The sequence below is a fragment of the Micromonospora sp. U56 genome, assembly GCF_018070095.1.
In the GTDB taxonomy this organism is placed as follows: Bacteria; Actinomycetota; Actinomycetes; order Mycobacteriales; family Micromonosporaceae; genus Micromonospora; species Micromonospora purpureochromogenes.
In genome coordinates, this window is sequence record NZ_JAGPYL010000005.1 from 72,044 (window position 1) to 93,564 (window position 21,521).

The 21,521-nt window shown below is 72.1% G+C and carries 18 protein-coding genes; 11 read left to right on the plus strand and 7 right to left on the minus strand.

Going from position 1 to position 21,521, the window contains the following annotated elements; all coding sequences use genetic code 11:
• Positions 1 to 3: 3 nt before the first annotated feature.
• The 6 genes from KBX37_RS04140 to pdxY all read left to right on the plus strand — a co-directional run bounded on the left by KBX37_RS04140 (position 4) and on the right by pdxY (position 5,550).
• The gene (locus KBX37_RS04140; protein WP_210774580.1) at positions 4 to 456 is read left to right on the plus strand and encodes a MaoC family dehydratase; all 453 of its coding nucleotides are present in this window, start codon (positions 4 to 6) and stop codon (positions 454 to 456) included.
• Positions 453 to 1,481, plus strand: coding sequence for a phosphotransferase family protein (locus KBX37_RS04145; protein ID WP_210774581.1), 1,029 nt, complete (start codon positions 453 to 455; stop codon positions 1,479 to 1,481). The genes KBX37_RS04140 and KBX37_RS04145 overlap by 4 nt, the downstream gene beginning before the upstream one ends.
• A complete protein-coding gene (locus KBX37_RS04150) occupies positions 1,481 to 2,713 on the plus strand; it encodes an acyl-CoA dehydrogenase family protein (protein ID WP_210774582.1) in 1,233 nt (410 codons plus the stop codon). The genes KBX37_RS04145 and KBX37_RS04150 overlap by 1 nt, the downstream gene beginning before the upstream one ends.
• Before the next feature lie 223 nt (positions 2,714 to 2,936).
• Entirely contained in the window at positions 2,937 to 4,160 is a 1,224-nt protein-coding gene (locus KBX37_RS04155) for a multidrug effflux MFS transporter (protein WP_210774624.1), read from the plus strand.
• 107 nt (positions 4,161 to 4,267) lie between these two features.
• Positions 4,268 to 4,570, plus strand: a complete 303-nt coding sequence (locus KBX37_RS04160) for a GNAT family N-acetyltransferase (protein WP_210774583.1) — start codon at positions 4,268 to 4,270, stop codon at positions 4,568 to 4,570.
• Between the two features lie 128 nt (positions 4,571 to 4,698).
• On the plus strand, positions 4,699 to 5,550 hold the full coding sequence (gene pdxY, locus KBX37_RS04165; protein ID WP_210774584.1) for a pyridoxal kinase PdxY: 852 nt from the start codon (positions 4,699 to 4,701) through the stop codon (positions 5,548 to 5,550).
• A gap of 47 nt (positions 5,551 to 5,597) precedes the next feature.
• Here the strand turns inward: pdxY and KBX37_RS04170 are convergent, their stop codons facing one another.
• Positions 5,598 to 6,257, minus strand: coding sequence for a TOPRIM nucleotidyl transferase/hydrolase domain-containing protein (locus KBX37_RS04170; RefSeq protein WP_307848934.1), 660 nt, complete (start codon positions 6,255 to 6,257; stop codon positions 5,598 to 5,600).
• A 182-nt stretch (positions 6,258 to 6,439) separates the two neighbouring features.
• Between KBX37_RS04170 and KBX37_RS04175 the strand changes: the two genes are divergently transcribed.
• From KBX37_RS04175 to KBX37_RS04190, 4 genes are all read left to right on the plus strand, one after another.
• Entirely contained in the window at positions 6,440 to 8,068 is a 1,629-nt protein-coding gene (locus KBX37_RS04175; protein WP_210774585.1) for a glycoside hydrolase family 10 protein, read from the plus strand.
• A gap of 188 nt (positions 8,069 to 8,256) precedes the next feature.
• On the plus strand, positions 8,257 to 9,585 hold the full coding sequence (locus KBX37_RS04180) for a SpoIIE family protein phosphatase (RefSeq protein ID WP_307848935.1): 1,329 nt from the start codon (positions 8,257 to 8,259) through the stop codon (positions 9,583 to 9,585).
• Between the two features lie 118 nt (positions 9,586 to 9,703).
• Positions 9,704 to 10,645 carry a sensor histidine kinase gene (locus KBX37_RS04185; RefSeq protein ID WP_210774586.1) on the plus strand — a complete coding sequence of 314 codons (942 nt, stop codon included), beginning with the start codon at positions 9,704 to 9,706 and terminating at the stop codon, positions 10,643 to 10,645.
• A 143-nt stretch (positions 10,646 to 10,788) separates the two neighbouring features.
• Complete coding sequence (locus KBX37_RS04190) at positions 10,789 to 11,259, plus strand: phage holin family protein (RefSeq protein WP_247657000.1); 471 nt, start codon at positions 10,789 to 10,791, stop codon at positions 11,257 to 11,259.
• Positions 11,260 to 11,347: 88 nt separating this feature from the next.
• On the opposite strand, the gene KBX37_RS04195 is transcribed toward KBX37_RS04190, so the two are convergent.
• The 4 genes from KBX37_RS04195 to KBX37_RS04210 form a co-directional block, all read right to left on the minus strand.
• Entirely contained in the window at positions 11,348 to 12,691 is a 1,344-nt protein-coding gene (locus tag KBX37_RS04195) for a glycoside hydrolase family 18 protein (RefSeq protein ID WP_210774588.1), read from the minus strand.
• Between the two features lie 258 nt (positions 12,692 to 12,949).
• Positions 12,950 to 14,323 (minus strand): permease prefix domain 1-containing protein, encoded by a 1,374-nt coding sequence (locus KBX37_RS04200; protein WP_210774589.1) that lies wholly within the window; start codon positions 14,321 to 14,323, stop codon positions 12,950 to 12,952.
• Entirely contained in the window at positions 14,320 to 14,694 is a 375-nt protein-coding gene (locus tag KBX37_RS04205; protein WP_179804021.1) for a PadR family transcriptional regulator, read from the minus strand. The genes KBX37_RS04200 and KBX37_RS04205 overlap by 4 nt, the downstream gene beginning before the upstream one ends.
• A 121-nt stretch (positions 14,695 to 14,815) precedes the next feature.
• On the minus strand, positions 14,816 to 15,367 hold the full coding sequence (locus tag KBX37_RS04210) for a DUF5872 domain-containing protein (protein ID WP_210774590.1): 552 nt from the start codon (positions 15,365 to 15,367) through the stop codon (positions 14,816 to 14,818).
• 232 nt (positions 15,368 to 15,599) lie between these two features.
• Between KBX37_RS04210 and KBX37_RS04215 the strand changes: the two genes are divergently transcribed.
• The gene (locus KBX37_RS04215) at positions 15,600 to 16,790 is read left to right on the plus strand and encodes an MFS transporter (RefSeq protein ID WP_210774591.1); all 1,191 of its coding nucleotides are present in this window, start codon (positions 15,600 to 15,602) and stop codon (positions 16,788 to 16,790) included.
• 49 nt (positions 16,791 to 16,839) lie between these two features.
• Here the strand turns inward: KBX37_RS04215 and KBX37_RS04220 are convergent, their stop codons facing one another.
• Together KBX37_RS04220 and KBX37_RS04225 are read right to left on the minus strand one after the other, a co-directional pair.
• The gene (locus KBX37_RS04220; RefSeq protein ID WP_210774592.1) at positions 16,840 to 17,613 is read right to left on the minus strand and encodes a thioredoxin family protein; all 774 of its coding nucleotides are present in this window, start codon (positions 17,611 to 17,613) and stop codon (positions 16,840 to 16,842) included.
• A gap of 271 nt (positions 17,614 to 17,884) precedes the next feature.
• Complete coding sequence (locus tag KBX37_RS04225; protein WP_210774593.1) at positions 17,885 to 21,412, minus strand: glycosyltransferase; 3,528 nt, start codon at positions 21,410 to 21,412, stop codon at positions 17,885 to 17,887.
• Positions 21,413 to 21,521: the final 109 nt, after the last annotated feature.

Consider the following 21,521-nt stretch of genomic DNA (forward strand, 5'->3'; position numbering starts at 1 on the left):
ATGATGAAGGTCTTCCACGGCATCAATGAGCTGGAGCAGGCGGTCGGCACCCACCTCGGCTACTCCGACTGGCACACCGTCACCCAGCAGCAGATCGACGCCTTTGCCGAGGCGACGGGTGACCGCCAGTGGATCCACGTCGACCCCGCGAAGGCGGCGCACGGCCCGTTCGGCAGCACAATCGCGCACGGATACCTGACCTTGTCGCTGGTGCCGATGCTGGTCTGGCAGGTGTACAAGGTGGAGGGGCTCAGCATGGGCGTGAACTACGGCGCCAACAAGCTCCGGTTCCCCGCCCCGGTCCCCGTCGACTCCCAGGTGCGGGCCGGGGTGGAGCTGCTGTCGTTGGTGCCTGGCGGCGGTGGCTACCAGCTCACGGCGAAGGTGACCGTCGAGCTGGCCGGCGCCGAGAAGCCGGCGTGCGTGGTCGAGACCGTCAGCATCCTGGTGCCGTGACCGCCGCCGAGCGGCAGGACCCGCCGGGCCTCGACCTGGCCCGACTCGCCGACTGGTTCGCCGCCTCGATTCCCGAGGCGGCCGGGGAGCTCACCGCCCGGCTGGTCGCCGGCGGCAAGTCCAACCTCACCTACGAGGTCGGTGACGGGCGGCGGACCTGGATCGTCCGGCGGCCGCCGCTGGGGCACGTGCTGGCCACCGCACACGACATGAGCCGGGAGTACCGCGTCATGTCGGCGCTGTGGACGACCGACGTGCCGGTGCCGGAGACGTACGCGCTCTGTTCCGACGCCGACGTACTGGGCGCCCCGTTCTACGTGATGGAGCGGGTCGACGGTACGGCGTACCGGCACGCGGCCGAGCTCGAGCGGCTCGGCCCGGAACGTACCCGGGTCATCTCGACCCGGCTGGTCGACACCCTGGCCGCGCTGCACGCCGTCGACCCGGTGGCCGTGGGGCTGGCCGACTTCGGCCGGCCGGACGGCTTCCTGGCTCGGCAGGTGAGTCGCTGGAAGAAGCAGCTCGACGCGTCGTACTGCCGGGACCTGCCGGCCGCCGACGAGCTGCACGCCCGGCTGGCGTCCGGCGTGCCGAGCGAGTCGACGCCGGGCATCGTGCACGGCGACTACCGCCTCGACAACGTCCTCACCGACGACCGCGACCGCCTGGCGGCCGTCATCGACTGGGAGATGGCCACCCTCGGCGACCCGCTCACCGACCTGGCGCTGCTGGTGCTCTACCAGCGCCTCGGGCGGCTCGTCGGAGTGGCCGTCGCCGACGCCTCGTCCGCGCCCGGCTTCCTGACCGAGGACGAGATCCTCGACCGGTACGCGGCGAGCAGCACCCGCCCCCTCCCGCCACTCGGCTTCCACCTCGGGCTGGCGGCCTTCAAGCTGGCCGCGATCCTCGAGGGCATCCACTACCGGCACCTGCGCGGCCAGACCGTCGGCTCCGGCTTCGAGCGCCTCGGCGAGGTCACCGAGCTGCTGCTCGACGCGGGCCTGACCTACCTCAAGGAGCACTGATGGACTTCGCCCTGGACCCGAGGACCGAGGGGCTGCGGGACAACCTCCTGGACTTCATGGACAGCCACGTCTACCCGGCGGAGCACGCCTTCCACGAGCAGCTCGGGCAGCTCGGCAACCGCTGGGCCTGGGACGCGGTGCCGGTGCTCGCGGAGCTGCGCGCCGCGGCGCGGAAGCGCGGGCTGTGGAACCTCTTCCTGCCGGGTACGCACGGAGCCGGCCTGACCAACCTGCAGTACGCCCCGCTGGCGGAGATCACCGGGCGTAGCCACCTGGCGCCCGCCGCCCTGAACTGCGCCGCCCCGGACACCGGCAACATGGAGGTGCTGGCGATGTTCGGCACCGAACAGCAGCGCAAGCAGTGGTTGGAGCCGCTGCTGGACGGTCGGATCCGGTCGTCGTTCGCCATGACCGAGCCGGACGTGGCGTCCTCGGACGCCACGAACATCTCGACCCGGATCGAGCGGGCCGGCGACCAGTACGTGATCAACGGCCGCAAGTGGTGGATCACCGGCGCGATGAACCCGAACGCCCGAATCCTCATCGTCATGGGCAAGACCGACCCGGACGCCGAGCGGCACCGTCAGCAGTCCATGGTGCTGGTCCCACGGGACACCCCGGGCCTGGTGATCAAGCGGGGCATGGAGGTGTTCGGGTACGACGACCACGACCACGGCGGGCACGCCGAGCTGGAGTTCCACGACGTACGCGTGCCGGTGGAGAACCTGATCGGCGGCGAAGGCGACGGCTTCGCGATCGCGCAGGCCCGGCTCGGCCCCGGCCGCATCCACCACTGCATGCGCTCCATCGGCGTCGCCGAGCAGGCCGTCGAGCTGATGTGCGCCCGCGCCGAGCAGCGGACCGCGTTCGGCCGGCCGCTGGCCGAGCAGGGGGTGATCCGCGACTGGATCGCCGAGTCCCGGGTGCGGATCGAGCAGCTGCGACTGCTGGTGCTCAAGACGGCCTGGCTGATGGACACCGTCGGCAACAAGGGCGCGCACACCGAGATCCAGGCCATCAAGATCGCCACCCCAGCGACCGTCCTGTGGATCCTGGACAAGGCGATCCAGGTGCACGGCGCCGCCGGCCTCTCCCAGGACTTCCCGCTGGCGGGCGCCTACGCCCGCATCCGCACCCTGCGCTTCGCCGACGGACCCGACGAGGTGCACAAGAACGCCCTGGCCCGCCACGAACTGCGGCGCCAGGCGGCGAGGCGGGCCAACCTGGCCTGACCCACCGGAATCCGCTGCCGGATCGCCGGTTGACCGCCGTCGCCCGGCTGTGACCTGCGTTACCTGTTCGGCGACGGGGAATCAGATCACCGGATCCGGATTTGGATTCAGGTGTGACTCCTGCCCCGCACCCCGCCCGGCTCCGTGACGGCCGATCGGAGACGACCCGATGACCGTCGACGCCCCGCAGCGGCGGGCGGTCCCGCTGACACCGGGCGACCTGATGACCCCCCGACAACGCCTGCAGCTCGTCCTGGTGCTCGGGTCGCTGATCGCGGTGGGTCCGCTGACCATCGACATGTACCTGCCCGCGCTGCCCGCGATCGTCGCCGATTTCCGGACGACGCAGGCGGCGGTCCAACTGACCCTCACCGGCACACTGGCGGGCCTCGCCGTCGGCCAGTTGCTGATCGGCCCGCTGTCCGACGCCGTCGGCCGGCGCGCGCCGCTGATCGCCGGCATCGCGCTGCACGTCGTGGCGTCGCTGCTCTGCGTCGTCGCACCGAACGTCGCGGTTCTCGGTGGCCTGCGGGTGGTGCAGGGCCTCGGCGTCGCGGCCGCCTCGGTCGTCGCGATGGCCGTGGTGCGCGACCTGTTCGACGGCGCGGCCTTCGCCAAGCTGCTCTCCCGGCTGCTGCTGGTCATGGGGGCGGCGCCGATCCTCGCGCCGACCCTCGGTGGCGGGTTGCTGCGCTGGACCGACTGGCGTGGCGTCTTCGTGGCCCTGGCCGCCTTCGGTGTGCTGCTGGTCGTGGTCGCCGCGCTCGGCCTTCGCGAGACGCTGCCGGCCGAGCGGCGCCGGCGCGGCGGGGTGGTCGCGACGCTCACCGTGTACGGCGGGCTACTGCGGGACCGGACGTTCGTGGGTCTGGTGCTGGTCGCCGGGCTGGCCATGGCGGCGTTGTTCGCCTACGTCGCCGGCTCCTCGTTCGTCCTGCAACAGCAGTACGGGCTGGACGAGCAGCAGTTCGGGCTGGCCTTCGGCGCGGGCGCGGTCGGACTGATCGCGGCGACCCAGTTCAACGTACGGCTGCTGCGCCGCCACTCCCCGCAGCGGATCCTCGTCGTCGCCCTCGGCGTGGGAACCGTGGCCGGACTGGCGCTGCTCGCCTTCGCCGCGACCGGCCTCGGCGGGCTGCCGAGCCTGCTGGTGTCGTTGTGGGTGGTGCTCGCGGCGGCCGGCCTGGCGATGCCGAACGCGCCGGCCCTGGCCCTGTCCCGGCACGGGGAAGCGGCCGGTACCGCCTCCGCCCTGCTCGGCGCCGTGCAGTTCGGCGTCGGCGCGCTGGCCGCGCCCCTGGTGGGCGTGCTGGGCACCGGCGCGGTGGCCATGGCCCTCGTCGTCGCCGGTGGCATGGTGGCGGCGATGGCGGTGCTGCTCGTCGTCGTGCGGCCGGCCCGGCTCGCCGGCCTGGCGCCGGAAGCGGCGGTCGTGGCAGCGCACTGACGCCCCCGGTGAGCCAGCACCGACGACCCGGTTCGTCCGGGCCGCGGTGCCCGGGAGCGTTGCCGGCCTCACACCCGGATCCGCAGCAGGCGTGCTTCGATGGTGGGGTGGAGTTCACCGTGAATGACGCGCCGGAGCGGGAGCGGTTCGAGGCGCGGGACGAGTCGGGTGCGCTGGCCGGCGTGGTCACCTACCAGTTGACCGGCAACATCATCGCCTACACGCACACCGAGGTCGATCCGCAGTTCGAGGGCAGGGGCCTCGGATCGACCCTCGCTCGCGGGGTGATGGACGACGCGCGGGCCAGGGGCCGGACGGTGGTGCCGATCTGCCCGTTCCTCGCCGAGTGGCTGGGCAAGCACCCCGAGTACGACAACCTCGTGGTGCGATCCACTCGTAAGGTCCGATAGCCGGCGCCCGACAGGGCTGCGCGACGGCGAACAGGTCGTCGGTGAGCCGGTCCGTCCGGTGAGTGGGTCACCCGACAGGAACGGCGGGCCGTCCGCGCGGTGCCGGCGGGAAGCGCCATGATGAGCCGGTGAAGATCCTGTCCATCCAGTCCTCGGTCGCCTACGGCCACGTCGGCAACTCCGCGGCCGCCTTCCCCCTGCAGCGCCTCGGGCACGAGGTGTGGCCGGTGGTGACGGTCCACTTCTCCAACCACACCGGGTACGGCGCGTGGCGTGGGCCGCTGCTGGCGCCGGCCGACGTGGCCGAGGTGATCGCGGGTATCGGCGACCGCGGGGTCCTCGGCACCGCCGACGCGGTGCTGTCGGGCTACCAGGGTGACCCGGCGATGGGCGCGGTGATCCTCGACGCGGTCGACAAGGTCAAGGCCGCCAACCCGGACGCGGTGTACTGCTGCGATCCGGTGATGGGCGACGCCGGCCGCGGGATGTTCGTCCGGCCGGGCATTCCGGAGTACCTGCGGGACACCGTCGTCCCGCGCGCGGACATCATCACCCCGAACCATTTCGAGCTGGACTTCCTCGCCGGCCGGGCGACCAACTCTCTGGCGGAGCTGTTGGACGCGGTCGACGTGGTACGCGAGACGGGACCGCGGCACGTCCTGGTCACCAGCGTGCTCCACGGCGACGTGCCGGTGGGGTCGCTGGAGGTGGTGGCCGTCTCCGACGAGGGCGCCTGGGCGGTGAGCACCCCGCTGCTGCCGATCAGCCCCAACGGCGGCGGCGACGTCACCGCGGCGCTGTACCTCGCGCACCTGTGGACGACGGGTTCGCCCGCCACGGCGCTGGAACGCACCATCGCCTCCGTCTTCGCCGTACTGGAGGCGACCCTCGCGGCGGGCACCCGGGAGATCCAGTTGATCGCGGCCCAGGACACGATCGCCGCGCCACCCGCCAGGTTCGCCGCCCGGCGGCTGCGCTGAGGTACGTCCCTCGGGGGCGTCACCGCGCAGGCGGGCCGGATCGGGGGTCAGGAGTGGGACGGGAGTAGGTGATCCAGCGGCCGGGGTACCTGGTTCGGGTCGAGGGCGTCAACGAGCGCGCGGGCGTACCGGGACTTTCGACCGCTGGTCGTACCCATGAAGCGGCGCAGTTGCCGCTCGATCGCGCGCCCGCGCTGCGCGGGCTGGTTCTGGAAGACCCGGAAGCGGGCCAGATCCTGTTCGGCCGCCAGGACCTGCTCGACCCCGGCCGTGCCCAGCGCGCGAATCAGCTCGTCCTCCAGGTCGGCGACGCACACGTAGAAGCCCAGCGCCTCCATTCCGGAGCGGGTCAGGTCGCTACCGAGGCCGGCCTGCTCCAAACCGCGCCGGAAGTAGCCCTCTTCGGCCTCGTCGCAGAGCCCGCGGATGGTCACGGCGAGTCCCTGCGCGCCGAAGAGCCGCAGGAACCGACCGACGCTCATCGCGCCGCCGATCGGCAGGACGCACACGCCCTCGCCGGCCAGGTCCCGGTTGCGTCGGACGGCCAGCGCCTCCACCGCGCTCCGGTCGCTGACCCCTTCGACGAGGACGACCGTTGCCAGGCCGTCCTCGGCCAGTTCGCGGGCCACCGCGGCCGCCGCCACGGCGTCGGTGCCGCCGGCCGCCCACGTGCCGACGGCGGCACGGAAACGCTCCGGCTCTCGCACACAGCAGAGTCTCGCAACGGCCGGTCCCGGACCGCCACCGGAATTGTGGTCAGGTAGCCGCGTGGCGAGGTGCCGCCGGAACCCTCCGGGCCGACTCCCGGCGGACCCACCGGCCTTAGCTGACCGTTAAGTAACCCTCCACCCGGTTCACCCCGCGGGGCGGCACTGGGCAGACTGGGGCAATGCCCGCCGCCGATCCGCCCGCTCACCGCCGTCGTACCCGCGCACTCGTCGCCGTCGTCGCCGCGCTCGCCCTGGCGGTCGCGGTCGGCGCCTGGTCAGTGCGAGAGCGGGTCGTCGACGACGAACGCGGCGCCGTGGCCGCCCGCGGCCCGGCGCCCGCCGCTTTCAGCTGCGCCAACCGGGCGGCGCGGGCGCCGCGCGAGCTGCGCGGCATGTGGATCACGACGGTGAACAACATCGACTGGCCGAGCCGGCGCGGGCTGCCGGCCGAGGCGGCGCGGGCGGAGTTCCGGGGCTGGCTCGACCTGGCCGTGCGGCGCAACCACAACGCCGTCTTCGTGCACGTGCGGCCCAGCGGGGACGCCCTCTGGCCGTCGACGTACGCGCCCTGGTCGGAGTGGCTGACCGGACGCCGCGACGGCCGCGACCCGGGCTGGGATCCGATGGAGTTCATGGTCAGCGAGGCGCACGCCCGCAACCTGGAGTTCCACGCCTGGTTCAACCCGTACCGCGGCGGGCAGCCGGCCACCGTCGGTGGGCCGGGCCCCCGGCTGGACCAGTTGGCGCCGACGCACCCGCTGCGGCGGCACCCCGACTGGGTGGTGACCTATCCCAGCGCCGACCGGCCCGGCAGTCGCCTCTACTTCAACCCGGGCATCCCGGAGGCGCGCACGTTCGTCGAGGACTCGATGCTGGAGGCGGTCCAGCGCTACGACGTCGACGGCGTGCACTTCGACGACTTCTTCTACCCGTACCCCGAGGCCGGGCAGGACTTCCCGGACGACGCGGCGTTCGCCCGGTACGGCCGGCGGTTCGCGGACAAGCACGCCTGGCGCAGGGACAACGTGAACACGCTGGTCCGCGAGATGAGCGAGCGGATCAAGGCGATCAAGCCGTGGGTCAAGTTCGGCATCAGCCCGTTCGGTATCTGGCGCAACAAGCGCACCGACCCGGCCGGCTCACCGACCGCCGGCCTGCAGAGCTACGACGACATCTACGCCGACACCCGGCTCTGGGTGCGGGAGCAGTGGCTCGACTACGTGGTGCCGCAGCTCTACTGGCACATCGGGTTCGCCAGGGCCGACTACGCCAAGCTGCTGCCGTGGTGGGCGGCCACGGTGAAGGGCACCCGGGTGCAGCTCTACATCGGCCAGGCCGACTACCGGGTGGGGGAGCGCGGCGCCTGGCGCGACCCGGCCGAGCTGGACCGCCAGCTCGCCCTCAACCGCCGGCACGGGGTGAGCGGAAGCGTGCACTTCAGCGCCCGCCAGGTGCGCGCCGACAAGCTCGGCGCGGTCAGCCGCTACAGCGGAGCGCACTACGCCGGCCCGGCGCTGGTGCCCGCGATGGCGCAGCTACCGGCGGCGGCGCCCGCCGTACCCGCGATCACCGGCGCGCGGCGCGATGCCGGCGGGGTGGCGCTGACCTGGCGCGGAGACGGTGCCGCGAGCTTCGCCGTCTACCGGGTGGACGGCGACGCGGCCCGGCTCGTCGGCACCGCCCGGGGGACCGGCTGGGTCGACCGCACCGCCCCCGCCGACCGCCCGCTCTCCTACTGCGTGTCCGGTCTGGATCGCAGCGGGAACGAGGGCCGACTCAGCGCGCCGGTCTCCGTCGACGTGCGGTAGGGGACGTTCTGCTCGGTGCGGCGGCGGAGCCGGCCAATCAGCCCGCACCACCTGCCGGGGGTGGACGAGCGCCGGTCACCCCGATGACCGATTCGTCGGGCTGAGCCACCCCGTGATCAGCAGGATGACATTGACGGTGGCGCTCCTGATTGGCTGCTCCGGGCCCGGCAAGGACTAGGCTTCTGCCCGTGATTGGCGTGCAGGGTGGTGGGAGCGACGAGCGGCTGCGCCGTATCGAGGCGATCACCGACGCGGCGCTGTCCAAGCTTGACGTCGACGACCTTCTCGACGAACTCCTCGACCGGGTCCGAGAGGTGTTGCGGATCGACACCGCCGCCATCCTGCTGCTGGACGTGCACGCCCGGCAGTTCGTGGCCACCGCGGCGAGAGGGTTGGCGGGGAAGGTTCGGCAGGGCTCGCGGATCTCCGTCGGCCGCGGGTTCGCCGGCCGGATCGCCCGGGAGAAGCAGCCCGTCGTGCTGGACGAGGTCACGGCCGCGGACGACCCGACACTGTTCGACAGCGGGGTCTGCTCGCTGCTGGGCGTGCCCATGCTCGCCGGCGGCGAGGTGATCGGCGTACTGCACGTCGGCTGCCTCCAGCCGCACCGATTCACCGGCGACGACGTGCAGGTGCTCCAACTCGCCGCCGATCGGGCGAGCCTGGCCAGCCGGAGCCGGGCCAGCAGCATCGACCGCACCGCCGCCCTCGCCCTGCAACGCAGCCTGCTCCCCACCCACCTGCCCGATGCGCCCGGCGTGGACATGGCCGCCCGCTACGTGCCCGGCCACGACGCCGGCGTGGGCGGCGACTGGTACGACGTGTTCACCCTCCCGTCCGGCTGGCTGGGCGTCGTCATCGGCGACGTGTCGGGACACGGGCTGCGCTCGGCGGTCGTGATGGGGCGCCTGCGCAGCGCGCTGCGCGCGTACGCCTTGATCTGCGACGATCCGGCGAGCGGTCTGACGCTGCTGGACCGCAAGATCCACCATTTCGAGGCCGGGAACCTCGCCACGGTCCTGTACGCGATGATCTCCCCGGACCGCACCACCATTCGGATGTCCCTCGCCGGGCACCTGCAACCCGTGCTGGCCGCACCGGGACAGTCGGCCGATACGCTGAATCTTCCAGTCGATCTTCCACTGGGCGTGCGCCCGGATCGACCGGCCCGCCGATACACCGAGGTCGCGTTCCCGGCCGAGGCGGTGCTGGTCTGCTACACCGACGGGCTCGTCGAACGGCGCGGCGAAGTCATCGACACCGGCATCGAACGGCTCTGCGCGGCCGTCGAACCAGGTGCCGCCGAAGCGGTCTGCGCCCGCATCATGACCACGCTCGCCGGCGAACAGCCGACCGACGACATCGCTCTGCTCGCCATCCAGGCAACCGCCGAGTCCCGCCCGGGCCCGGGCGCCGACGGTCACCGCCGGGCCGCCGCCGGCGGGATTCGTCCGCTCCGGCAGCGGCGACAGCCAGGGCCGGGCCCGCAGCGGCAGCCAGGGCCGGGTCGGGTCTGACCGGCCGTTACGTCGCGCCGCCCGTACACTTGCACCCGACCCGGTGCCGACCTGGTATCCGGAGTGACGCTGCGGTGGCCCGACGAGGCGGCTGGACCACGCACTCGGAGGCTGCCGCATGAGCATCTCGGTCGCCACCAGGACCGACAGTTTCGTCCACCCCGCCCTCTTCTACGGCGACCGCGAGGAGTACCTGGCCGGCACGGTGCCGTTCATCCACGCCGGCCTCGCCGTCGACGAACCGGTCATGGTGGCGGTACCGGGGGACAACCTCCACCAGATCCGTACCGCGCTCGGCGTCGACGCGGACCGGGTGCAGTTGCACGACATGAGCGAGGCCGGGCGCAACCCGGGGCGGATCATTCCCGGCGTCCTGCTCGCCTTCGCCGCCGCGCATCCCGGCAAGCGGGTACGCATCATCGGCGAACCCATCTGGGCCGGCCGGAGTGCTGTCGAATACCCCGCCTGCGCCCAGCACGAGGCCCTGATCAACGCGGCGTTCACCGGCCGGCAGGCCACCATCCTCTGTCCCTACGACACCAGCCGCCTGGACCGGAGTTGGCTCGACGACGCCTGCCGCACCCACCCCGTCCTGCAGAAGGACGGCGCGGAGTGGGCGAGCCCGTACTACGCGGACCCGGTCGCGGTGGCCGCCGGGTTCAACCTGCCGCTGCCGGATCCGCCCGCCCGGGCGACCACCATCGCCATCGACGTGCACGCTCTCCCGGCCATCCGCCGGTTCGTGACCGCGCACGCCGTCGCCGCCGGGCTGCACCCGGACCGCGTCTCCGACCTGACCCTGGCGGTCAACGAACTGGCGGCGAACACGGTCAGACACACCACCGGGGGCGGCACCCTCGCGGTCTGGACCGACAGCACGCGCCTGATCTGCCAGCTCACCGACACCGGGCACATCACGAATCCGCTCGCCGGCCGGCTTCCCGTGCCGCCACGGCAGCCGGGCAGCCGAGGACTCGTCCTGGTCAACCAACTCTGCGATTTCGTGCGCGTCCACACCAGGCCGGGTGCCACCACGATCCGCCTGCACATGCACCGCTGAGCCGGATGACCGCTTCCGGGCACTGCTCGGCTCCCGCCACCACCTTCTCACCTTTGTCCCAGCTTCCGCCCCGGGCGTCGGGACAGGTATGGCGGTGACGTTGATGGGTAAGCGGCTGCCCCCAACGGAGGAGGAGCGGGCCCATGAGTGATGCGGCAGCGGGACGGTCCGGCGGATCCGGACGGGCGGCCGGTCCGACCGATCGCTTGGCCGCCGAGGTGGCGGAGGTGGTGCGTGCGGAGGTCCGCGAGGTACGCACGCACCTGCTGAGGGCGGTTCGTCCGGCGGGGGTCGGCCTGGCGCTGCTCGCCACCGCCGCAGGGTGTGTGGTCCTGGGAGCCGGGGCCGCCTCGGCGACCGCGCTGCGCCTGCTGGAGACCTTCCTGCCCCGCAGGCTGGCGACGGCGGGACTCACCGGGGGCTACTTCGTCGCCGCCGTCGTGCTGGGCCGGGCGGGCCTGACGCAGCTGCGGGCGGCCGGCGGTGGCCCGGCCTGGCTGGCGGACGAGATGCAGGACGCCGTCTCCGCCACCGCGAGTCAGGTGGTGCCGGCCGGTGCCGCCGCCGTTCGCGAAGAATTCGACCGGTGGGCCTCCGACCGGCAGGGCCACTGACGTCGAGCTTTCCGTCTCCCGCCGCCGGCAGCACCAGCCGTCCCGGGGGATTTCCTGGTAGGAGCGCTACGACGGCCGCGGCGCGCGGCTACGGCGTCGCCAGCCCGAGGCCGATCGTCTTGGTCAACGTGGCGTTGTCGTCGTCGCCGTCCAACGACCAGACCATCGCTCCGGCCAGGCCGGCCCGCCGGATGTACAGCGTCTTCTGCAACACCACCGCCGGATCGTCGTACGTCCAGAAGGTCGTGCCGTCGAACAACCAGGCATGCCCGGCGCGAAGGTCGCGGTGGACGGTGAAGCCGTTGCCGGCCAGGGTCTTGAGCCGCCGGTAGTCCTCGTACCCGGCCTCGAAGGTGGCCGGCGCGGGCCCGGTCGCGGGCTGGAAGAGACCGTTGCCGCTCCCGCTGACGCCGGTCCAGCCTCGGCCGTAGTACGGGATGCCCAGGACCAGCTTCTCGCGCGGCGCGCCGCGGGCGAGCCAGCCGTCGATCGCCACCTCGGCGGAGAAGTCCGGGTTGTCCGGCGCTCCCGACGGTACGCGCAGCGCCGACTGCTGATTGGTCACCGGGTCCCACGCGCCGTGGAAGTCGTACCCCTGCACCGTGGCGAAGTCCAGGTACCGGAAGATCTCGCGACCCTCGTATCCGGCGTCCATGGTCGCCGGGTTGGCCGGCAGGAAGGCGGTCAGCGGGTGGTGCCGGCGGGTCGTCCGGCCGTACGCGTCGAGTTGCCGGCGGAACTCGGCGACCAGCTCGGTGAAGTTCTGCCGGTCCTCCGGGCGGACCACGTTGCCCGGTTCACCCGGCCAGTTCGGCCACTCCCAGTCGAGGTCGATGCCGTCGAAGACCCCGGCGGCGGCACCCGGGCCGCCGCTGCCACCGTCCAGGACCGGGAGGTTTCCCTTGAGGTAGAGGTCGATGCAGGAGGCCACGAACGCCTTGCGGGAGGCGTCGGTGCGGGCGGCGTTCGAGAAGTACGTCGACCAGCTCCAGCCGCCCAGCGAGATCATCACCTTCAGTCCGGGGTGCTTGGCCTTGAGCTTGGCCAGCTGGCCGAAGTTGCCGTTGAGCGGTTCGCCCCAGGCGTCGGCGACGCCGTCGACGCTCTCCTCCGCCGGGACGGGACGCTGGTAGTCGGCCCAGGCGTCACCCTCGCCCGGCCCGCCGTCCACGTAGCAGCGCCCGTCCTCACTGACGTTGCCGAAGGCGTAGTTGACGTGGGTGAGGCGGCTTGCCGCCCCGGAGGTGTCGAGCTTCTTCACCGGGAAGGCCCGGCCGTAGATGCCCCACTGGGTGAAGTAGCCGACCCGGTGGTAACCGGCACGGCGGTTCCTGCTGTCGTCCGCGCTGGCGGCCGCCGGCGGGGCGGTGGTGACCAGCATGGTCGCCAGGGCGACGACGGCGGTGAGGCGGCGGTGACGGAACGGTCGCATCGGCACTCCCACGACGGTGGAGAGAATTAGTAAAGAGACCTTTCTGATTGATGAACCTAAGCGGACCGGCATTCCGGGGTCAAGAGCCGATCCATGGCCGTCACGCCGTTCACCGATACCGGTGTCGCCTTCGGCTCGACAGCGGTGGCGGAGGCCGAGTAGCGGCGGGCCACGTCCAGTCCGCGGCTGTGGCCACGTCGGCTGAGACGCTCAACCCCGTCCGGGCACCCGGACGGGGTTGAGCGGGTCGGATCCGGCTCAGGCGAAGTTGAACACGAGCGGGAAGGCGAGGACGACCGTCCAGGCCCAGACCGCGTACACGATCACGTACCGGGTCTGCCACCGTTCCAGGCGGGCGAAGGGCATGCGGCCACGGATGAAGCCGAGGAACAGCCATGCCGACCACGCCAGGTTGGTGAGCAGGATGACGTTCTCGCCCAGGGCGGCGGTCTTGTTCGGACTGAAGCCCCATTCGGTGATCCGGCCGGTGATCGCCAGCAGCACCAGGGCGTCGATGAGCAGGGCGCTGACGACGAGCGCGAGCTGTAGGCGGTCGAAGAGGCTCGGCCGGGCCGTGAGGTCACGGGCGGAGATGGCGTACAACAGCAGGCCCAGCACGACGACCAGCAGCAGGTCGAAGAGAATGAGCGCATCCCGCTCGACGTCGATGCCGTTGCTGGTCCAGACGATGGCGACCAGGAAGGCCAGCAGGGCGGCCGCGAACAGCGGCGTGAAGACGCGGGTCAGCACCGGCGCCATGTTCTCGATGACGCTCTGCTTGGCCTCCACCAGCCAGGCCGCCACGATGACCGCGGCGGTGGCCCCGCACGGCATCAGCCACGATTGAATGAATCCCTCGGCGTCGAGGCCGATGGCGTTGAAGGTGCCCGCCGTGAAGGCGGCGAGCACGCCGCCACCCAGTCCGATGAGGGCGAAGTAGATCAGCCACTCCCCGGTGAACCGGATGAAGTCCATCCGCCGCCGGTCCGAACGCCAGTCGCCGCCCGCGTAGGCGATGCCGACCACCAGCCACAGCGCGAGCGGCAGGTGGATCGCCGTCAGCACCAGGGTCTGCGAGTCGTCCGCCAGCGGGTACGCGTTCGCGGCGACCGCACCGAGCACGAACAGTGCCGCGAGCACCCCGATGACGCGCATGCCGACCCGGCGTTGCCAGGCGAAGTAGGCGGCCAGCGCCGGCAGCGCGAACAGGCTGACGTTCCGCGCGTAGAAGGCGCCGTGGTCGCCCGAGGCCAGGTCGAGGCCGAACAGGGCCGGCACCTTGATCGAGAGCGCCGCGACGGCCGCGCAGAGCACCATGACGGGCAGTTCCCGACGGGTACGGGCGGCGGCGGGCGCGTCCGGCTCACCGGGCAGTACGAGCTGCTTCCACAGCCGCTCGGAATGCTCGCGGGCGAACTCCCGGGACAGCTCGTCGAGGCTGCCCATCCGCTTGACCGCGATGAGGAAGGCCTCGTCGGCGCGCAGGCCCGCCTCGGTCAGCTCGGTGATCCGGGTGCGCAGGTGGTCTTCCAGCTCCTCGGCGTCGGTGTGGTGCAGCTCCCGGCGGCGGTGCGTGTAGGCCCGCCACTCGGCGATCTGGCCCTCCAGATCGTTGTCGCTGTTGACGCTCATCGTCCCGCCTCCCAGGCCGGTGCCGCGATCGGCGTGATGGACTGGGTGGCGTTCCAGACGCCCCGCAGGGCGTCGACGACGGCGGCCCACTGGCGGCGCTGCTCGGCGAGCTCGGCCCGACCCTGGTCGGTGATGCGGTAGTACTTGCGGCGGCGGCCCCCGGGCGGGGTCTCCCAGGCCGATTCGACGTGCCCCAACCGCTCCAGCCGGTGCAGCAGCGGGTAGAGCAGACCGTCGGTCCACTCCAGCTGCCCGCCCGACAACTCGTTGACCTGCTTGAGGATCGCGTAGCCGTAGCTGTCGCCCTCGGCGAGGATCCCCAGCACGAGCGGGGTCGCCGAGGCCGCGACGAGATCCTTGGTGATGTGCATGTGACCACCTAACCCTAGAACTGCAATGCATAGTAGTTCTAGGTATGGCGGCCGCGCAACGGATCCCGGGGTGGCTCTCGCCGTACGCGATATCCCGGATGTGGTGCGGCGCCGCGCGGAGTCAGCGGCGCTTGAGTTCCGACTGCAGTCGTTGGACGAGCGTCTTGCGGTTCTTGCCGGCGCGTTCCTGTTTCAGCGCCGCCTTGAGCTCGTCCGTGTCGAGACCACGGACCAGCCCGGCCGCCTCGGCGACCGTCACCTCCGACAGCCGGTCGACCGACGTGGCCTCCCTGCGCGCGCGTTTGGCGGGCGCGGTGTTGGCGACGAACTGCCTGCCGGACCTGGACGCCTCGCGCTTCTTGGTGTCCGTTGCGCGCTGCTCGTCCTCCGAGAGCCGCTCCCAGGCATGCTTGGGTAGGTAACGCTTGGTTTCGCCGCCCTTGCGGGCCCGGGTGGCGCCGTTCCTGGTCTGCCAGTCCTCGGCGCCCCACCGCTGCAGGGACTTCTGCCGCTCGTCCTTCGGGCCCTGATAGCCTCCGCCCCGCTTCTGGTACTCCTTGGTGAGCAGCTGCGACTTGCGCGCCGACCACTGCCCCGGCCTGCCGCCCTTGTCGGAAGCCTGCAGCTCTTCCTTGATCTGGTTCCTCAGCTCGGGCTTCGTGTACCTGGCCATACGCAGCACTTTCCCGAGGCGACCAGGCCTATGCGCCCCGCCGCGCGCCACCGCCCGGCCGACCCGGATCGGCCGCCTTGTCCAACGCCGCGAGGAAGTCGCGCGAAGAGACGCACCATTAACGTCGCGTGCGACGTGGCGCAAGGGGTACTCCGCTGCGGCCTTTCAGCGGCAAGCGTCCGGATCGACCGCGCCGGACCGCCGCTCGCAGCTCACCTGAGGAGCACGTCTGATGCAGAACGCCGGACCGGGGCGCATCTCGCCGGGTGTCGCCCTGTTTCTGCTCGCCTCGATCCTGGTGTCGTTCCTGGCCGCGTCGGCGGCCCCGACCCCCCTCTACGGGATCTACCAGGAGCGCTGGCACTTCTCGCCAATCACCACCACGGTGGTGTTCGCCGTCTACGCCCTCGCGGTGCTGGCGTCCCTGCTCACCTTCGGCAAGCTCTCCGACCACGTCGGGCGGCGGCCGGTCCTGCTGGTCGCGATCGCGATCCAGATGATCGCGCTGGTCATCTTCGTCTTCGCCGGCGGCGTACCCACGCTGGTGGCCGCCCGCGTCGTACAGGGGCTCGCGGCCGGCGCCGCCACCGGCGCCGTCGGGGCCGCCATGCTCGACATCAACCCCGCACGCGGCACGCTCGCGAACTCGATCGCTCCCGGCATCGGGACCGGGACCGGTGCCCTGCTCTCGGCGGTGCTCATCCAGTTCTTCCCCGCGCCGACCCGCCTGGTGTACGTCGTCCTGCTCGTCGTCCTGCTGATCCAGGGCGTCGGGGTGGTGCTGATGGGGGAGACGGTCACGCCGATGAGGGGAGCGCTGCAGAGTCTTCGACCGGAGATCACCCTGCCCCGCGCCGTACGCGCGCCGGTACTCGTCGTCGCTCCGGTGGTCTTCTCCGTCTGGGCGCTGGCCGGCTTCTTCGGCGCGCTCGGTCCGGCGCTCACGCGCGCCCTCATGGAGAGCTCGATCGTGGCCGGCGGCCTGGTCGTCTTCGTCTTCGCCGTCTTCGGGACCGTCGCCATCCTGCTGCTGCGCAACGCCCCCGCGCGGACGGTGATGCTCACCGGAATCAGCGCACTCATCCTGGGCATGATCATCACGCTGGTGTCGGTCACCACCGAATCCGTCGCCGGATTCTTCGTCGGGCTCGCGTTCGGGGGCGTCGGCTTCGGTGGCGGATTCCAGGGCAGTCTCAAGACGGTCGTGCCGCTGGTGGAGGCGCACGAACGCGCCAGCGTGCTCTCCCTGCTCTACATCGTCTGCTACGTCGGCTTCGGCCTGCCCACCGTCATCGCCGGCTTCCTCGTGGTCCGCGGCGGCCTGCTCCCGACAGCCAAGGGGTACGCCGTCGCCGTCATCCTGCTCGCCCTGGTGGCCCTGCTCGGGCTGCGCAAGGCCAACCGGGCGCCGGCCGGCCGATGACCCCCGACGGGACGCCGGCGGCAACCCGCCGACCGCTGCCGGGGCGGGGCTAGACGCCCTGCTCGATCGCGAGCTCGACGGCCGTGGCGCCCACGATCGCCTTGTTGCCGTGGCGCTGCACATAGCCGACCACCGAGGCATGTCCAGGATCGAGGTCCGGTGGCACCGCCAGTTCGACCCGCCCGTTCGGGGGGTCCAGGCCCACCGACGTGAAGGCGCGCACCACGTTGTCCTGCCGCAGCGTCCGCCCGGCGTTCTCGCCCCGGGGGACGTCGTTCTCCAGGCCACGTTCCACGACCGCAATGTTCAACACCGCCCGCCCCGGCGGACGTTCGGCCTGGTAGTCCACCATCACCCGGTGCCCGTCACCCCCGGCGGCGTCCTCGACCGAGAGCGCGAGCGGCGTGGTGGCTGCCTCCGTCAGGGCGGCGGCGATCGCGGTCGCCGCCCGTCGGCGGTCGGAGCCGACGAACTCGACGGTGCCGTTCACGATCATCTGCGGCGTGTACAACCCCCCGGAGCCGAAGGCGCGCGCGTACGCCCCCTGCCGCGCGGTGTACGCCCCGTCGGCGAACGGGTCGGGCCAGCCCAGGTCGTCCCAGTAGTCGACGTGGAATCCGAGGGCGTAGACCGGCTGTCCCTCCTGTCGGGCCTCGCGTTCGATCTCGGTCAGCAGTTCCTCCGCCGGTGGACAGCTGTTGCAGCCCTGGGAGGTGAACATCTCCACGACGGCGAAGCCGCCGCCGGCCGGCCCGCGGTCCCGCTCCTGCGGCGAGGACTGTGGCCGAGCACTGGTCGACCCGGTGAGCGATGGGTCCGTCATGGCGTGTCTCCTCCGTCGGTCCTGCTGGCGGCCCTGCGATTCCCGATCCGACCGCGACCATGCCCGGTCGCCCGCCGCTGCACGGCGGGCTGGGCCGGCGGGGCTTCCGGCCGCGACGGCTCAGGCTGGGATCGCCGATCATGACCCGTAGCGGGGGTGGGCGACGCCGCCCGAACACAACCTTGACTGATTCCAGAAACTGGCGACACTGCGCTCATGGCCACGACCCGGTGCGGCGCGGCCCTCCGGACCCGGGTCCGGCTCCTCGCGGTCAAACTCGCGGTGCCGCCGGCCGTTCGTACGGCGACTCCTCGGGTGACCGGGGCGCCGGTGGCCTGGTGTCCGCCGTGTTCAGGACGCGGTCCAGCAGGGTGGCGGTCGCCATGGACCAGGTCAGCTCGCTGGCCAGCCGGGCGCGAAGCTCGGCGATCCCGGGGAACTCCGCCTCCCGCTTGCGCAGCGCACCGTGGATGGCGTTGCTCCAGTTCTCGACGTCGCGCTCGTCGTCACCCGTCGTCGGTACCACGATCCGGGCCGCCTCCTCCGGCCCGAGCCGCTCCTCCAGCAGCTCTCCCAGGCCGCTCTCGCTGCTCACCAGCACCGGCGTGCCGGCGAGGATGGCCTCCACCGCCACGAGGCCGAAACCCTCGGCCCGGGAGGGCATGAGGAGCAGGCTGGCCGCGCGCAGGTCGGCGGCCAGCCGCTCCGCCCTGGTCGAGTACGGGCGCACCCGCACCGGCAGCGACGCGTCCGCGGCCCAGCCCCGCATCCGGTCCTCCAGGGTGGAGCACGTCTCCGGAGGAGCGCCGCGGACGAGGAGTTCGACCCGGGGAGTGCCGGCGCCACGCCGACGGCGCGCCAGGTTGAAGGCGCGCGCCGCCAGGTCGAGCCCCTTGAGCCGGTCGTCCTCCGTCCGGCCGACGAGGAGCACCGTCCAGGGCCGGCCCTGTGGTGGCTGGCGGGAAGGTCCGACGCCGAGGTCGAAGCCGGGATCGAGGCGGATCAACCGCGCCGGGTCGACGCCGCGAGCCTCCAGGTCCCGCAGGAACCAGTAGTACATCCGCGGCCCCACCGCCACGGCGTGGTCGGCCTCGGCGCTGAGCGCCAGCTCGACCTCCTGCCGTTCCTCGGCGAGCACCCCCGCGTCCACCCCGCGGTCCGCCTTGTGGCGCTCGATGTCGTCGGGAATGACGTGCAGGAAGTGCAGGCGCTTGGCGTGCGGGAAGTCGTCGCCCAGGTGGTGGGCGGCCGGGCCGGTCCACCGGCCGTGTCCGATGATCACGTCGGGAACGGTGCCCTCGGGAAGCGGCGGCCGGCGGGACAGCCGGTCGACGTCCGAGGCTCCGGGCGCCTCCGGGGCCTCGATCAGCGTGACGCCCGCCGAGGTGGCGTCCCGGCGCTCCTCGTCGGTGGCCCGCAACACCACGCACGTCACCCGGGCGTGCGCGGTCAGCGAGCCGCACAGCTGCCGGTTGAAGGTGCTCAGGCCGCCGAGCGAGGAGGACCACTCGGTGGCCAGTGCGAGGACGTGCGGCCGGCCGTCCCGGGTCGCCCCGGCACCGCCCGGCTGCTGCCGAGGCAGGACGGGATCGCCGTACTGCGGCCGGACGGCGATGGTCGACAGGCCGCTGAGGGCGGGCGGCAGGATCGGAAACACCAACGAGGGCGGGGAGGTGAAGTCCAGGCGGCCGACGCTGGTGTCCCAACTGTGGAGCAACAGCGCGCGGAGCTGTTCCGGAGTCGAGACGGCGACGTCGCTGCCGAGATAGGTCCGGGCCAGTTCCGACGCGTCCGAGGTCCGTCCGAGTTCGAGGGCGACCAAGGCCGCGCACCAGGTGGAGGCCGACGACGTGGAGAAGCTCTTCTGGGCGGGGTAGTTGTCGACGGCCTCCTGGGCCCGCACGGCGTCGGCCAGCGCGAGGTGGCACAGCGCCTCGTGCACGGAGAAGTTGATGTATCTCGGGCTCAACCGTCGGCCGTCGGCGAGAAGCGCCAGCGCCTCATGCCAGCGCTGCCCGCGTTCCAGCAGGTAGACCTGCGCCAACCGGTACTGGACCTCGAGTTCCGGTTTTTCCCGCAGCCAGGCGACCACCTCTTCGAGCAGGTCGTCGGTGGGCGCGCCGGCCGCGTACTGGGCGGCCAGCGCGGCCAGTCGCTCGGTGTTGCCCCGGGCGCGGTCCACACCTTGGCGCAGCGCCGCGATGGCTTCCCCGGTACGCCGCCGTTCGTTGAGGTAACCGCCGAGTTGCTGGTACACCGAGAAGAGGCTCTTGGCCGGCGCGACGTGGGCGGTGGCCTTGCGGGCCACCGCGATCGCCGCCTCGGTGCCGTCCACCGCCCAGACGAGCTTGGCCCACAACACCCAGGGGTCGGCGTGATCCTGGTCCAGGGTGGCCGACTCGGCCTGGGGGACCGCTCGGGAGAGGTCCTCCGGACGGCCGCGATCACGCAGGAGCATGGCCAGGTGGTAGTGGGTTCCCGGGGTGCCCCACCGGCTGTTGTACAGCTCCAGCAGCGCGATGCGGGCGTCCCGTTCCCCGACGGTGTTCACCCGCACCGACATCCACCCGTAGCGCTGTCCGATGTGGCGCCTGGCCGGCTCGATCGCCGTCAGCAGGGCCTCTTCCGCGTCGGCCGCGGTGTAGTGGTAAGCGGCGCCGTCCAGGCCGAGCAGGAGGGTCCGGTCGTGGACCGCGGTCCGGCCGGCGGCCTGCAGCTTCCGGGCGTACCAGTCGCCGGCGCGACCGTGGGCGGCCCGCCATGCGGCGCCGTCCCGTCGCAGCTGGACGCCGTCCGCCTCGCGGAGCAGCGGATGCACCTGGTATCGCCCGGCGGGACCGGCTCCCGGCCGGTCGGTCTGGGTGCGGGCCTGCAGGAGGTACCGCTCCTGGGCGCCGCGGACCAGCTCCCGGACCTCACCCCGGCCGCCGCCCATCGCCTCGATGAGGTCCCAGTCGGCCCAGTCGCGGATCACCGACATGTCGCGCAGGAAGGCGCGGGTGGACTCCGGCAGGCCCTCGGCGGCCTTGGCCAGCAGCGTCCGTTCGATCTCCTCGACGAGCTTCGCGTCGAAGGGTTCCTCGGGGGCACTCCCGGTCGGTGGCAACAGCCCTTCCAACAGGTGTGACTTGAGCAGGTAGCCGAGCAGCCGCAGCACTCTCGGGTTCCGTCCGAGGCGGCGTACGACCTCCGGCCGCCGGTGGTACGGGAACCGGGCGTCGGCCTGCTGCGCGCCGAGATGGTCGAGGACGATCGTGATGGCGTCGGCGTCGTCGGGCGGCAGCAGTTCGGTGACGTGAAAGTGCTCGGTCCAGGTCCAGTCGAGGTGCCGGTTCGACACCAGCAGCAGGCAACCCCGGTCCGTCGGGCGCCGGGCGAGCTGCTCCAGCATTCGCGCCATGGAAGCCGACGGCTTGCCCTGCGGGTCGAGCAGCCGTTGGAACTCGTCGATGACGACGAGCGTGCCCGCCGCCAGCAGCGAGCGGAGGATGTCGGCGAGGGTGGCGTCGGCCGACACCGTGGCGGCCAGCCCCGCGTGACCCCCGTCCTTCAGCTCCTCCAGGATGCGGCCGCCGATCGTCGTCGCCACGTCGGCTGTCCCCACGGGCACGTCGACCCAGGCCGTCGGAATGGACTGGCCCGCCGCCCAGTTCCGCAGTGGTCGGACGACCTGGTCCGACTTGCCGACACCGGCGAACCCGAAGAGCAGGGCGGCGCCGCGGCCCTCGAATCGCCACTTCTGCCAGAGCTCTTCCGCCACCGCCCGGCGTTCGGCGCCGACCAGATCGGAGATGGCCACGGGGCCCTGCTCGGCTGCCACTGCTCCTTGATACCCCATGACGACGCTGTGTTGTGTCTGCCAGCCGAAGTATCGACCATTCTCCGGATGCGGCTCGACCTCGAGAGAC

Bases quoted from the DNA above. Each gene is read 5' to 3' on its own strand.
- KBX37_RS04140 (WP_210774580.1), top strand. From the start codon at position 4: ATGAAGGTCTTCCACGGCATCAATGAGCTGGAGCAGGCGGTCGGCACC.
- KBX37_RS04150 (WP_210774582.1), top strand. From the start codon at position 1,481: ATGGACTTCGCCCTGGACCCGAGGACCGAGGGGCTGCGGGACAACCTC.
- KBX37_RS04155 (WP_210774624.1), top strand. From the start codon at position 2,937: ATGACCCCCCGACAACGCCTGCAGCTCGTCCTGGTGCTCGGGTCGCTG.
- KBX37_RS04175 (WP_210774585.1), top strand. From the start codon at position 6,440: ATGCCCGCCGCCGATCCGCCCGCTCACCGCCGTCGTACCCGCGCACTC.
- KBX37_RS04185 (WP_210774586.1), top strand. From the start codon at position 9,704: ATGAGCATCTCGGTCGCCACCAGGACCGACAGTTTCGTCCACCCCGCC.
- KBX37_RS04190 (WP_247657000.1), top strand. From the start codon at position 10,789: ATGAGTGATGCGGCAGCGGGACGGTCCGGCGGATCCGGACGGGCGGCC.
- KBX37_RS04195 (WP_210774588.1), bottom strand. From the start codon at position 12,691: ATGCGACCGTTCCGTCACCGCCGCCTCACCGCCGTCGTCGCCCTGGCG.
- KBX37_RS04200 (WP_210774589.1), bottom strand. From the start codon at position 14,323: ATGAGCGTCAACAGCGACAACGATCTGGAGGGCCAGATCGCCGAGTGG.
- KBX37_RS04205 (WP_179804021.1), bottom strand. From the start codon at position 14,694: ATGCACATCACCAAGGATCTCGTCGCGGCCTCGGCGACCCCGCTCGTG.
- KBX37_RS04210 (WP_210774590.1), bottom strand. From the start codon at position 15,367: ATGGCCAGGTACACGAAGCCCGAGCTGAGGAACCAGATCAAGGAAGAG.
- KBX37_RS04215 (WP_210774591.1), top strand. From the start codon at position 15,600: ATGCAGAACGCCGGACCGGGGCGCATCTCGCCGGGTGTCGCCCTGTTT.
- KBX37_RS04220 (WP_210774592.1), bottom strand. From the start codon at position 17,613: ATGACGGACCCATCGCTCACCGGGTCGACCAGTGCTCGGCCACAGTCC.